The sequence below is a fragment of the Bacteroidales bacterium genome (assembly GCA_035342335.1).
Classification (GTDB): domain Bacteria; phylum Bacteroidota; class Bacteroidia; order Bacteroidales; family JAGONC01; genus JAGONC01.
The window spans coordinates 86174-98585 of the sequence record DAOQWY010000009.1 but is presented as its reverse complement, the minus strand read 5'-3'; the positions used below and the strand labels follow the sequence as shown (position 1 = coordinate 98585).

The 12412-nt window shown below is 48.9% G+C and carries 11 protein-coding genes and 1 tRNA gene; 7 read left to right on the top strand and 5 right to left on the bottom strand.

The genetic code is table 11. From position 1 onward, the window contains the following. Positions 1-123 precede the first annotated feature (123 nt). A complete protein-coding gene (locus PKI34_06480) occupies positions 124-645 on the top strand; it encodes a hypothetical protein (protein HNS17448.1) in 522 nt (173 codons plus the stop codon). A 1-nt stretch (position 646) separates the two neighbouring features. Here PKI34_06480 and PKI34_06475 read toward each other — a convergent pair whose 3' ends face one another. After that, positions 647-1384 (bottom strand): 2-phosphosulfolactate phosphatase, encoded by a 738-nt coding sequence (locus tag PKI34_06475; protein ID HNS17447.1) that lies wholly within the window; start codon positions 1382-1384, stop codon positions 647-649. A gap of 38 nt (positions 1385-1422) precedes the next feature. Continuing rightward, positions 1423-2526 (bottom strand): glycine cleavage system aminomethyltransferase GcvT, encoded by a 1104-nt coding sequence (gcvT, locus tag PKI34_06470; GenBank protein ID HNS17446.1) that lies wholly within the window; start codon positions 2524-2526, stop codon positions 1423-1425. 136 nt (positions 2527-2662) lie between these two features. On the opposite strand from gcvT, the gene PKI34_06465 reads away from it, so the two are divergent. Next, the gene (locus tag PKI34_06465; GenBank protein HNS17445.1) at positions 2663-4612 is read left to right on the top strand and encodes a tetratricopeptide repeat protein; all 1950 of its coding nucleotides are present in this window, start codon (positions 2663-2665) and stop codon (positions 4610-4612) included. A gap of 53 nt (positions 4613-4665) precedes the next feature. Here the strand turns inward: PKI34_06465 and PKI34_06460 are convergent, their stop codons facing one another. From PKI34_06460 to PKI34_06450, 3 genes are all read right to left on the bottom strand, one after another. After that, the gene (locus PKI34_06460; GenBank protein ID HNS17444.1) at positions 4666-5019 is read right to left on the bottom strand and encodes a heavy metal-associated domain-containing protein; all 354 of its coding nucleotides are present in this window, start codon (positions 5017-5019) and stop codon (positions 4666-4668) included. 128 nt (positions 5020-5147) lie between these two features. Continuing rightward, positions 5148-7373, bottom strand: a complete 2226-nt coding sequence (locus PKI34_06455; protein ID HNS17443.1) for a TonB-dependent receptor — start codon at positions 7371-7373, stop codon at positions 5148-5150. 112 nt (positions 7374-7485) lie between these two features. Beyond that, positions 7486-7965 carry a hypothetical protein gene (locus PKI34_06450; GenBank protein HNS17442.1) on the bottom strand — a complete coding sequence of 160 codons (480 nt, stop codon included), beginning with the start codon at positions 7963-7965 and terminating at the stop codon, positions 7486-7488. Between the two features lie 158 nt (positions 7966-8123). On the opposite strand from PKI34_06450, the gene PKI34_06445 reads away from it, so the two are divergent. From PKI34_06445 to PKI34_06425, 5 genes are all read left to right on the top strand, one after another. Then, positions 8124-8205: transfer RNA gene (locus PKI34_06445), tRNA-Leu, on the top strand. Between the two features lie 115 nt (positions 8206-8320). Further along, positions 8321-9769 (top strand): trigger factor, encoded by a 1449-nt coding sequence (gene tig, locus PKI34_06440; protein ID HNS17441.1) that lies wholly within the window; start codon positions 8321-8323, stop codon positions 9767-9769. Next, the gene (gene clpP / locus PKI34_06435) at positions 9766-10440 is read left to right on the top strand and encodes an ATP-dependent Clp endopeptidase proteolytic subunit ClpP (protein HNS17440.1); all 675 of its coding nucleotides are present in this window, start codon (positions 9766-9768) and stop codon (positions 10438-10440) included. The genes tig and clpP overlap by 4 nt, the downstream gene beginning before the upstream one ends. A 42-nt stretch (positions 10441-10482) precedes the next feature. Next, positions 10483-11721, top strand: a complete 1239-nt coding sequence (gene clpX, locus PKI34_06430; GenBank protein ID HNS17439.1) for an ATP-dependent Clp protease ATP-binding subunit ClpX — start codon at positions 10483-10485, stop codon at positions 11719-11721. Positions 11722-11761: 40 nt separating this feature from the next. Further along, entirely contained in the window at positions 11762-12331 is a 570-nt protein-coding gene (locus PKI34_06425; protein HNS17438.1) for a DUF4294 domain-containing protein, read from the top strand. Positions 12332-12412: the final 81 nt, after the last annotated feature.

Sequence of the window (12412 nt, the reverse complement as noted above, 5' to 3'; positions counted from 1 at the left end):
GTTAACAAACGGGGCCGTACAGCGCATTCTTATCGACATAAATGTTGGCATCTGCGAAAATAGAACAAATTTTTTGAAATTACCCTGGATCTGATTAATTTCGAAGGCAAATACATCAGTGTCATGAGTCAGTTTTACTTTAAAGAAACACAACGGTTCCGGCAACCCTGGGTGTGGCTGATCGTCCTGCTTACGGCTGCGATCATTGCCTTTTTCTTCGTTACGATGTTTGCGCAGGATGGATCCACGACTGCTGAGGACAAAGCGCCTGTCTTCATCTTGATCCTCATTCCCCTGATCCTGATCGGAAGCTGTGCCCTGCTGCTTATAACGAAGCTTGAAACGGAGATTCGCCGGGATGGGATTCATTACCGTTTCCCCCCGTTCATCAACCGGACACGGATCCAGAGGTGGGAAGACATCAAGGAGTACCGCGTCAGAAAATACAGTCCCATTGGGGAATATGGCGGCTGGGGCTACCGTATGGGAGGGAAAAAAGCCGGTGTGGCTTACAATATAAGCGGAAACATGGGATTGCAGCTGGAGCTGAAAAATGGGAAAAAGATCCTGCTGGGCACCAGAAAGCCCACTGAATTGGAAGACGTACTTAAAAAAGTGCAGAGAACCGAAAATCAATCCTTCTGACTTAAATGATGCGGGAAACGTCCCTGATGTAGTCCCCATCAAGTACCGGGACCACATCGGTACTATCCAGCGTAAAGGTATGCTCCAGGACGTCATCGGCGCCGAGCAGCTTCAGCCGTTTCCGGTGAGAAGTTTTTTCGATGTATTGAAGAAGGTTACCTTTTGCAACGGACCAGAGATCAAGTGCTGCGGATGACGAATCGCACCCGGTGACATACTCTTTCTGTGCAACCAGGGATTCGATCAGGGAACCGCAAAAAACGGCATCCTCCAGGTTGAACTGATTTTTCCAGCCCGCGCACAGGATCACCACCGGTTTTGCCTGCCGTACGATCCATTTGCTCAGCGCGTGACGGTTGACAAAACTTCCGATGGCCACTGTCCCCGCTTCCCTGGCGATCTCTATGGCCCGGGTGCCATTGGTGGTGGTATAGACAAGGATTTTACCCTTCAGTTTATTGGGTATAAAATCGAACGGGGAATTTCCGAAATCGGCAAAGTCAACCTTAGCACCATTTCGTTCCGCGGCCACCAGCAGACCCTTTTCTTTGAATTTCATGGCTTCCTGCAACGTGGCCACTGGCAGGATCTTGATGGCCCCGTTCCGAAGGGCCGAGCAAATGGAGGTAGATGCCCTGAGGACATCAGCAACAACTACGATGCAGTCCTCCCGTGTTTGTATGTACTTGAACAACCTGGGAGAGAAACATACTTCAATGGTAAAGGAGGTTGTGGCCATATTAGGATGCAGATTTCGCGGTTTGCCGCAGTTTATGACTAGGGTTGATAAAAGGGCAGTTTCACGATCTTCGCTTTTAGCGACTTTCCACGGATGTCAATGTAAATCTCCTTGTCCTGGTCCCAGTATCCGTTTTTCACGTATCCCATTCCAACGGCCTTTTTAAGTGTGGGCGCCATCGTTCCGGAGGTCACCTCACCGATCCTTTCCCCTGCTTCATTCAGGATCGGGTAATGCTGCCTGGGAATTCCCCTGTCGATCATTTCAAAGCCTTTCAAGCGCCGTGTCACTCCTTCCTGCTTTTGTCTGAGGAGATATTCCTTATCAATGAAGTTCTTATAATCCGTAAATTTCGTAATCCATCCCAGGCCAGCTTCAATGGGGCTGGTGGCATCATCGATATCGTTGCCATATAAGCAGAAGCCCATCTCGAGGCGCAGCGTGTCGCGCGCTCCCAGACCAATGGGTTTGATCCCGAATTCTTTCCCTGCTTCAAAAACTGCTTCGTAGATCAGGGGAGCGACTTCGTTTTTCATATAGATCTCGCACCCGCCTGATCCGGTGTACCCTGTGGTTGCAAAAAGTACATCCTTCACACCTGCAAATTCAACCGTTCGATGGGTATAATACTCCATATCAACGACAGGTTCAGGCGTCAGTTTCTGCATCGCCTTCATTGCCAGCGGACCCTGGACAGCCAGCTGTGCATATTCGTCAGAGGCATTCACCATCTCCGTACCGGTCTTCAGCCCCATCTTCTCACCATGCAGTTTCACCCAGTTCCAGTCTTTTTCGATGTTGGCAGCGTTCACAACCAGCAAGTATTCCTGATCAGCCATACGGTAGACCAGCAGATCATCCACAATTCCTCCTTTTCCATTCGGAAAACAGGAGTACTGAACTTTTCCGTCCGTTAATCTGGAAGCATCGTTGGAGGTGATGTACTGAATGAGGTCAAGGGACCTTGGTCCCCGGATCCAGAACTCTCCCATATGCGAAACGTCAAACACACCAACACCATTACGAACGGTTTCGTGTTCCACATTCACCCCTTCAAACTGAACAGGCATCCAGAAGCCGGCAAACTCAACCATCTTTGCTCCCTGCTGCTCGTGGAACTTTGTAAAAGCTGTAAATTTCATAATAAGGATTTTAAAGGTTTCTTCAGCAAAAATAAAAAAAATCCCCAAGCCTTTTCAAGAGAGATTTTTCTTAAAGAAACCGGGTCACATTTCCCTGTGTTTCGGGATTAACCAGTATGGACCAAAATGATCAGTAATGACTGTAACATCCCCGAAGCGATCCCGGAAGCAAGCTCAAAGTTCCGTGGAGAAAAACACACTCACGGCCCTCCTGCCCTGCATCCTTATTTTCTGCACGCTCCTGACCTTTTTGCCTGTCATCCGCAACGACTTTGTCAACTTCGATGATGTCAGGTTAATAACCAGCAATCCATTGGTAATCAATGGAAAAGATGTGCTGGTAAAGGATTTTTTTCTAAAGAACCTGTACAGCCCCCATTATAAACCACTGGTCTTTCTTTCCTGGAACATCGAATGCAGGCTCTTTGGCCTGAACCCGAAAGTTTTCCATCTTAATAATCTTCTGTTGCACATCTGCAATGTCATTCTCCTCTGGTACCTGAGCCGTTTACTCATCACCCGGATCCCATACCGGGGCCGGAAAATGACAGTCCGGGAGCATAACCTGCTCCATAAGGGTCTTCCTTTCCTGATGGCACTCTTGTTCGCGCTGCATCCTCTCCACGTGGAATCCATCGCCTGGGCATCGGAAAGAAAAGACCTGCTCTGCACTTTTTTTTACCTTATGTCACTGATTTTCTACACCCGACAGGGGTTGGCCAAAAAGCCGGTCCTGTTGATCCTCTCGGCTTTGTGCTACCTGTTGGTAATTGGTTCAAAGGCAATGGGGATAACGTTGTTTGCCGTCCTTTTCCTTGTTGACCTGATCATTGATAAAAAATTCTCCGCAGGATATATTTTCGAGAAACTCCCCCACCTGGCAGTGCTTATCACGGCACTGTTTCTCTATGGGTTATTGGGCAACTTCACCGCCTATGCCAATGGTCTGACCGATGGCATCGTGAATGACGGCAGTAAAGCATATCCCACCCATCTGGCCGGTCTGTCACCCGGCTATTTAAGGGTGCTGGTCATCTCCACCAGGATCATGCTCTGGTTGCAGCACATCATCCTGCCGGTCAAACTCTCGCCATTATATATGCAGAAAACCATCGTTGAAATGCTGGGCTACGGGATCCACCTTCTGCCGCTTTTACTGATGGTCATCATTCTCCTGACCCTTCTGTACAGAAAAAAGTCGCCTTACTTGTGCATAGGATTCTTGTTTTTCCTGATCACACTAACCCCTGGTCTGGCCATTGATGAGCGTGGGGTGGGCGTTTACATCCCGGATCGTTATACCTACATCCCCTTGATCGGCATTCTGGCATCAATGACAGGGATTGCAGGTCATTTGATTCTGATGAACACAAAGCTTCGTCCCATTGTTCTGGCAACCTGCCTGTCCGTCATTGTCCTGTACGGTATTTCCTCCCATCGCCTGTGCCATATGTGGAAGAACGGGGAAACCCTGTGGTCACACGTGCTGGACAGGTATCCCGGAGAGGCGGCTGCCTGGAACGGAAGGGGCAATTATTACAACCAAAAAGGAGACACTCTTAAGGCATTGAATGACTTCAACCGGGCCATTGCGCTTGATCCGGCCTGCTACTGGGCGTATAACGGCCGTGCCAGGATCTATTGCAGCAGAGGCGAACTTGACAGCGCGCTGCAGGATTATTTGCTGATCACACGGGTCGATCCCTGGTTCACGGAAGGCTTTACAAACCTTGGCGCCGTCTACGGAATGAAAGGGCAATATGAAAAGGCATTGAAAGCACTGGAAAGGGCGCACCGGCTAAAACCCTCCGATCCTGATATATTGCTAAACCGTGGCGTGACCTACCTGAACCTGAAGGACTATGTTCGCTGTATTATTGATCTGCAAGCCTATCTTCAGTACAAACCAGGCAATGCAGATGTCATCAACACGCTGGGTGTTTGCTATCTTCGACTGGGGCAGGTTGATGAAGCGGTGGCGGAATTTCAAACTGCCCTGCAGCTAAAACCGGACTTTGAAATATGCAAGAATAACCTGCGGCTGTGTCAAAGAGAGGAGAAAGGAGAGAGGAGAAATGAGAAATGAGAAATCATCATTTATTTCTCCTCTCTCCTCTCTCCTCTCTCCTCTCTCCTCTCTCAATGTCCGCCTTTCTGGCAGCACTTTGGAAGTTTTGCATAGGCGGTGGGATCCGCTGGAACGTCATCAGCATCATAACCAATCTTTGAAATGGCTACCCGGATCTTTTCTGGTGTCGTCTTATCAGAATTATAGTGAACAGTTACCGTCTTTTCTTCAACATTCACCAGAACATCTTTCACGCCTTTTTCAAATGATAAATCATTTATAATCCTTTCTTTACACATATCACATTGAAGTGATGTTTTAACGATAATTTTTTCATTCTTCTCCTCCTTCTGAGCATACAAATCTCCTGAAATCATCATAAATAATTCAATAATAATCATTGAAATAACTAATCTGTTTTTCATAATCTGCTTTATTTAGATATGTTTTTACTGTGTGTTATCATTAATCTGCAATCGGCAATCTGCAATCTAAAATCAAAAAACTTTGTGCCTTTGTGCCTTTGTGCCTTTGTGCCTTTGTGCCTTTGTGCCTAAAACTTCACCCTCACCCCCGCATACACCTTCCTGCCCACGATCGGCCCCCAGACCTGGGAGGCGTCAAAGTATTCCCCGAAAGGCTGATCTGCAGCGATGATGGGATCTTTCTGTGTAAAACCGGTCAGGTTCTCCACCCCCACGTAAAGGTCCCACTTCCGGAAGAATTTGGATACCTGCGAGTTCAAAATGACATACACAGGCGATTCCCCCGGTCGCCGATACTCCTCAGGGTTGCCCTGCGTGTCATTAAGACGGCTGTCGCCATTGAGCTGCGCCGTGACATCGAACTGCCATTTGTTCAGATTCGTTTTGTAACTGGCAGTGAATAGTCCTTTGTACCTGTTGACCAATGGTTTACGCAGAAGTTCACCGTCATACGTCGCTTTCACGTCATTCAACCTGTAGGCAACTGTTATGTCAAGCCTGTCCACAGGATTGACCGTGACCTCGATTTGAAGGCTATTGGAATACGATTTCCCGTCGAGGTTATAGAAATAGATATGTTGCCGGTCCCTTTCCATATCCATGATGACCTGGTTCACGAAGCTGGTCCTGTAAAAATCTGCGCTCAGTGTCAGTTCCCTGCTGCCGATCTCGAAATGCCGGTTGACGGATATACCAGCAATCCAGGCAATCTCCTGCTTAAGTGGTTCACTGACGGTAACATATCGGGAAGAGAACAGAATGGATGTATTCTCAGCAAAAATATGGGCCGTACGGGAGCCCCGTCCAGCCGAGATCCGCAGCGTTGTATGCTCATCCGGATGGTATTTCAGATGCAGGCGCGGTGTAAAGAATGTACCGTAGCGCGAATGAAAGTCAACGCGCAACCCTGCCAGCAGAGTGAATTTGTCAGGAACAAGGAATGTATACTCCGTAAATAGTCCCGGAACCACTTCTTTGCTCCGGAAGATACTGTCGTTGTATGACTCATTGAAATCGTCGTAGTTCACGCTCCAGCCTGCGTTGATCTTATGGTCAGCCGTACGGATAAACGTACTGAAAATGAAATTGGAATGCCAGCTCACCTGGTCACCAACGTAGGTGTTCAATCCGGAACGCGTTTGCTGGTCGTGATAAGAGAAGCTGTTAATGAAGCCAAAACTCGTTTCCCTCCGTTGTTCAAAAACCCGCCCGATCTTGGCAAAAGCTTCATAACGTCGGGTATCGATTTCGATTCCATAGACATCCGGCTGTTCCTCCTGAGGAAGGTTCTTGTCGTACTCCATCTGGCCGCTTAACCGGTCTTCGTCGAGGATCTTTGCGCCGAACTGGATATGCCAGGGGGTGGAACCCTGGTATTCCCAGCGGTTGAAAAAGCTGAACTGCCTCACCAGCGGCTGGTCAATGAACGCATCGTGGTTCATGTCCTGCCTCACAAAACGCTCGTCATAATGTCCGAAGACTGCTGTGCTCCAGTGGTCGCTCAGCTTTACAGCCCCGTTTGCGTTGGCTTCCAACCTCCCCATGTGATCTCCGAACAGGTTAAGGTAAAATTTTTCACTGCCGGATGGTTTCTTGTACTCAACATTGATTTGCCCGGTGATGGACTCATAGCCATTCAAGACAGAAGACGCACCTTTGGAAACCTGGATGGACTCCATCCAGGGGCCAGGAACGTACCCGAGTCCAAATGCAGATGCCAGTCCCCTAAGATTGGGAAAATTTTCCGACATCATTTGGGTGTAAATACCTGCCAGCCCAAGCAGTTGAATGGTTTTGGCGCCGGAAACGGCATCCGCATAATTCACATCCACTGATGCGTTCGTCTCAAAACTTTCGGAAAGGTTGCAGCAGGCCGCTTTGAGCAGTTCCCTGCTGGTGATGACCTCGGTGGCGACCGGGTTCATCCTTGATATGTACTTATCAGGTTGCCAGCCGGTTATGATCGTTTCAGGCAGGCTTGTCACTACCGCAAGGATGACATCGACGTATTGCTGGTCCGCTTCAATGGCAAGGGTGTCATTCTGGTAACCCACGTAGCTGATCACTAGCGTATCATTCTTCTGATCAGGCCGGGGAATCTCAAAATACCCACGCAGGTCGGTAGCGCTGCCCTGCAGAGTTTCCAGCCAGTAAACATTTGCCCCGGGCAGTGGATTCTTTTTGCTGTTTTCATCCAGCTCAAAAACCGTCCCCGTAAGATTCTGGGCCCGGAGGGGAAGGGCTGGTTGCGTTGTCAGGACGATTGACAGGAAAGTGATGATCAGGTGTTTCATGGTTATCAGAGGCACAAAGGCACAAAGGCACAGAGGCACAAAGTTTATTTGATTGAAGATTTTTAATTGAAGATTTCGATGGCCGATAGCCGATCGCAGATAGCCAATTGATTTAGCAATCTGCTCGCAGCTGATGAAGCGTGATCAGCAGGAATTTTCCATATGATCGAACAGGAATGGACGAATAATCTTTTACGAAGGTGGTTGACAAGAAAGTAGCTGCAGGATCTTCGGCTGATAAATCAGCAACAGCGACAGAAGTTGGATGTATGGGATTCTGCTTAACCTGGAAATCGAGATCGGTATTCAGTTTGAGGTAGATAAGCTGTGTGGAGCAACATTCTGGTCTGTTCAGATGTTCCTCCGTGCAATCCGTACTTTCATTGCTGCAGCAGGAGGTTGCGTTCGGGGATACCTGACAGCAGGCGGCCTGGTCCTCGCGATGGTCACAGCAGTCTGGCCCGGCAAGGGCAGTAACGTACCGGATACCTTCGCACGAACAGTGATGCAGGTACAGGTTGAATCCACTGACCGACGTCAGCAGTGTCACGGCCAGGAGAATGAACAGGCTATTTTGGAGAAATCGTTTCATTTCTTATACGCCACAAATATAACAGATCAAAACAGAATAAGTTGTTATCAGATTGTTAACATTTTAAAAAACCTGCATATTCCATCACCCCAGGTTGACATAAATGAATAAATCGTTAATTTTGCAATTCTTTTGAAAGCAAGCCAGCATTATCATTTGCGGATGTGGCGGAACTGGCAGACGCGTCAGACTTAGGATCTGGTGCCGAAAGGCGTGGGGGTTCGAGTCCCTTCATCCGCACAGGGGAAAAAAGCTGCTATCGGCGATCGGCGATCTGTAATCGGTTAGCTTGCAGTTTGCAGTTTGTAGTTTGCAGCTTGTCTCCCCTAATGCACAAAATCGTAAAACCCATACCATGAACATCACCCAGGAATCAACCGGTCAGCTTACGGCAACGATCCACATAAACCTTGAAGAAACCGACTATCAGGAGAATGTCGAAAAAACGCTGCGTGAACACCGCCGGAAAGTGACCATGCCGGGTTTCCGCCCTGGCATGGTGCCGTACGGGATGATCAAACGCATGTACGGGAAGGCAATTCTGGCAGAGGAGATCCAGAAGCTGATCAGTGAAAACCTGGAAAAGTACATCAAGGATCATCAGCTGGATATCCTCGGTCAGCCGCTTTCAAGCCAGGAGCGAAACGAAAAGATCGACTTTGAGAACCAGACATCCTTTGATTTCTACTTTGATATTGGCCTGAGCCCTGAAATTGACCTGGAGTTGAACGACAGCCTGGAAGTTCCGTACCATACCATAGCGGTAGATGACAAAATGGTGGATGATTCCGTCAGCGACATACTTCGCCGGCACGGAACCCTGGTGGATACGGAAACCGCCGGGCAGGAAGATACGGTCAGGGGTGAGATCACTGAGCTGGATGAAAACGGGGAGCCAAAACGGGATGGGATAATTCATAACACAATCATTGCAGTGAATTATGTCAAAGATGACAGCATCAGGGAACAGTTCATCGGAAAAGGCAAGGGAGACGTGATCGTTTTCAATCCGCTGACAGCGACGGGTGATGCCGTTGAAACTGCCCAGATGCTCGGGATCAAGAAAGAGCATGCAGAGATCCTTACCTCCGATTTCCGGCTGACGATCGACCAGGTCCAGCGCCTCCAACCCGCGCAACTGAATGAGGAATTATATCAACAGCTCTTTCCCGCGGAAAAAATCGCCACGGAAAAGGAATTCCGTGAACTGCTCCGGAAAGACATCGCCCGGTCGATGACACCGGAAACCGACCAGCAGTTCATGAACGGCGTCATCCGGATGTTGATGGAACGATCGAATATTCAACTGCCCGATGAGTTCCTGAAACGTTACCTGCTTGAAGCCAACGAAAATAAAGCCAGTAAGGACGATATTGAAAGAGATTACGATAAATACGCCAAAAGCCTTAAATGGCAACTGCTTGAAAACAAGCTGATCCGGGAGCACAACCTTGGGGTATCGGAAGAGGAGATCCGCGACTACATCCTGGGCTATTTTAAAGCACGGTACCCGGAGGAAAAACACGAGCACGAACACGGGCACGAACATGAAACCGGACTCGAGGAAGAACCGGCAGCTGAATCCATAAGCCCCGGGGAAAAAGATGACGATGCAAAGTATCGTTCCCTGGTGGATTATGTAATGAAAAACGAAGAGGAAGTCCGTAAGATCAACGACCACCTCTTCGATCTTAAACTGAGGGAACTGTTTAAAAACAAACTGAAGGTCAATTACAGTGAAGTACCTATCAGTGAATTTATTCGTTTGACCGAGGAAACAAAAAATCAAAACACACGCCTATGAACAAGGATGAATTCAGAAAATATGCAGTCGGACACAAGGGAATAAACAGTCTTGCCCTAGATAAATACGCCTCAACAATCGGGAATTACATCTCCCCCACGATCATCGAGGAACGGCAGCTGAACATCGCCACGATGGATGTTTTTTCCCGGCTGATGATGGACAGGATCATTTTCCTGGGTGTACCGATCGATGACTATGTTGCCAACATCATCCAGGCACAGCTGCTGTTTTTGGAGTCAGTGGATTCCCGCAAGGATATCCAGATCTATTTGAACACCCCGGGGGGACAGGTCTATGCCGGGCTGGGCATTTACGATACGATGCAGTACATTGCCCCGGATATTGCCACCATCTGTACCGGGATGGCAGCTTCCATGGGAGCCATCCTGTTATGTGCCGGTACCAAGGGAAAGCGCACCGCGCTGAAGCATGCCCGTATCCTGATCCATCAACCTATGGGCGGCGCACAGGGACAGGCTTCGGACATCGAGATCACGGCGAAGGAGATCCAGAAGATCAAGAAGGAGCTCTACGAGATCATTGCCCTGCATACCAATCAGCCCTTTAAAAAGATCTGGAAAGATTCAGACAGGGATTACTGGATGACGGCTGAAGAGGCAAGGGTCTATGGCATGATTGACGAAGTGCTCATTAAGAACAAGAGCTGAACCGGCGGGGAACCTTAATCATTTTTTTACGTATTACGGATTATGGCCAGGGATTACGAAAAATGCTCTTTCTGCGGCAGGTCAAAGCGCGAGACCAACATGCTCATAGCGGGGATGGATGCCCACATCTGTGATTACTGTGTAGCACAGGCGCAGGCCATCATTGCCGAAGAAATGACCAGCCGAAGCCAGGATCAGATCTCCTCGCTGGAAGTCCACAAGCCGGCAGAGATCAAGGCCTACCTCGACCTGTACGTCATCGGCCAGGAAGAAGCCAAGAAGGTCATCTCCGTGGCGGTCTACAATCACTACAAGCGCATCATGCAGCAAAGGGGTGCCAAGGAGCAGAGTGATGTGGAGATCGAGAAGTCCAACATCATCCTGGTCGGGGAAACCGGTACGGGAAAGACCCTGCTGGCCCGGACCATTGCGCGGTTGCTGCGGGTCCCTTTCTGCATTGCCGATGCAACCGTGTTTACGGAAGCCGGATACGTGGGGGAAGATGTGGAGAGCATCCTCACGCGCTTGCTGCAGGCCGCCGACTATAACGTTGCTGCCGCAGAGCGTGGCATTGTTTTTATCGACGAGATCGACAAGATCTCCCGCAAAAGCGACAATCCCTCCATCACACGCGACGTTTCAGGCGAAGGCGTGCAGCAGGCCCTGCTTAAACTGCTGGAAGGTTCCATCGTTAACGTTCCGCCGCAAGGCGGACGTAAGCACCCTGAACAAAAAATGATCGCAGTCAATACGCAGGACATCCTTTTCATTGCCGGCGGAGCGTTTGACGGTATCGATAAAAAGATCGCCTCCCGGCTCCAGACCAACCTGATCGGCTATAACGTCAGCAAAGAAAAAGAATCCATTGACCGCGATAACATCTTGCAGTACATCGCCCCCCCGGATCTGAAAAGCTTTGGTCTGATCCCGGAGATCGTCGGACGGCTCCCGGTGATTACCTACCTTAACCCGCTCGACAGAGAATCTTTGCGCCGCATTCTCACAGAGCCGAAAAATGCGATCATCAAGCAATTCGTTAAGCTCTTCGAAATGGATCACATCCGGCTGACCTTCGAGGAAGCCGTTCTGGATTATATCGTGGATAAATCAATTGAGTTCCGGCTGGGTGCCCGTGGTTTGCGTTCCATTCTTGAGGCCATCATGACCGATGCCATGTTCGAATTGCCTTCCGACAAATCAATCCGGCAACTCAATGTCACAGCAGCCTATGCTGAAGAAAAGCTCAGGAAGACGAATCTATCCCGCCTGAAAGTGGCATAAAAATTGGTAATCCTGTCCTAATAATCTTTTTTAGTGTCAAATGAAGAGATCACTCTTTTTTCTTTCAATGGCAATGATCATTGTAACAACAGGTTACGGACAGGGAACCAAACAACTTATTGCCAGGGCAACCGTTGAAAATGGCGATACGATCATCGTGATGAACCTGCCCACTGTTTTTATTTATGCTGACTATGCGTGGGGCCGCAAGCATCAGAAACTAATACGAAATATCCGGAAAGTTTACCCCTATGCGCATCTGGCCGGTCAAAAACTCAATGAATACAGCGTGATCCTGGCCGCTGCCACCGATGAAAAACAGGTCAAAGAGATCACTCAGCAGGCTGAGGAAGACCTCAAGAAACAATACAAGCAAGAACTTGAAAAGCTGACCATTTCACAGGGCAAAATCCTGATCAAGCTGGTTGACCGCGAAACAGGGCACTGCACCTATGAACTGGTGCAGGAATTGCGCGGTGAGTTCAGGGCCTTTTTCTGGCAATCCTTCGCACGCATCTTCGGCTATAACCTTAAGACAGACTATGATCCGCTTGGAGAGGACCGCGACATAGAAGAGATCGTCTGCCTGATAGAAAAAGGACTCCTATAATTGAGAGGAGAGAGGAGAGAGGAGAGAGGAGAGAGGAGAGAGGAGAGAGGAGAAATGAGATATATTTAATTTAATTTATTT

What these genes read in the sequence shown, in the direction of transcription:
- PKI34_06460 (HNS17444.1), bottom strand. Translation starts at nt 5,019, where the DNA reads ATGAAAAACAGATTAGTTATTTCAATGATTATTATTGAATTATTTATG.
- clpX (HNS17439.1), top strand. Translation starts at nt 10,483, where the DNA reads ATGGCCAGGGATTACGAAAAATGCTCTTTCTGCGGCAGGTCAAAGCGC.
- PKI34_06425 (HNS17438.1), top strand. Translation starts at nt 11,762, where the DNA reads ATGAAGAGATCACTCTTTTTTCTTTCAATGGCAATGATCATTGTAACA.
- clpP (HNS17440.1), top strand. Translation starts at nt 9,766, where the DNA reads ATGAACAAGGATGAATTCAGAAAATATGCAGTCGGACACAAGGGAATA.
- PKI34_06480 (HNS17448.1), top strand. Translation starts at nt 124, where the DNA reads ATGAGTCAGTTTTACTTTAAAGAAACACAACGGTTCCGGCAACCCTGG.
- PKI34_06455 (HNS17443.1), bottom strand. Translation starts at nt 7,373, where the DNA reads ATGAAACACCTGATCATCACTTTCCTGTCAATCGTCCTGACAACGCAA.
- PKI34_06465 (HNS17445.1), top strand. Translation starts at nt 2,663, where the DNA reads ATGACTGTAACATCCCCGAAGCGATCCCGGAAGCAAGCTCAAAGTTCC.
- PKI34_06450 (HNS17442.1), bottom strand. Translation starts at nt 7,965, where the DNA reads ATGAAACGATTTCTCCAAAATAGCCTGTTCATTCTCCTGGCCGTGACA.
- PKI34_06475 (HNS17447.1), bottom strand. Translation starts at nt 1,384, where the DNA reads ATGGCCACAACCTCCTTTACCATTGAAGTATGTTTCTCTCCCAGGTTG.
- tig (HNS17441.1), top strand. Translation starts at nt 8,321, where the DNA reads ATGAACATCACCCAGGAATCAACCGGTCAGCTTACGGCAACGATCCAC.
- gcvT (HNS17446.1), bottom strand. Translation starts at nt 2,526, where the DNA reads ATGAAATTTACAGCTTTTACAAAGTTCCACGAGCAGCAGGGAGCAAAG.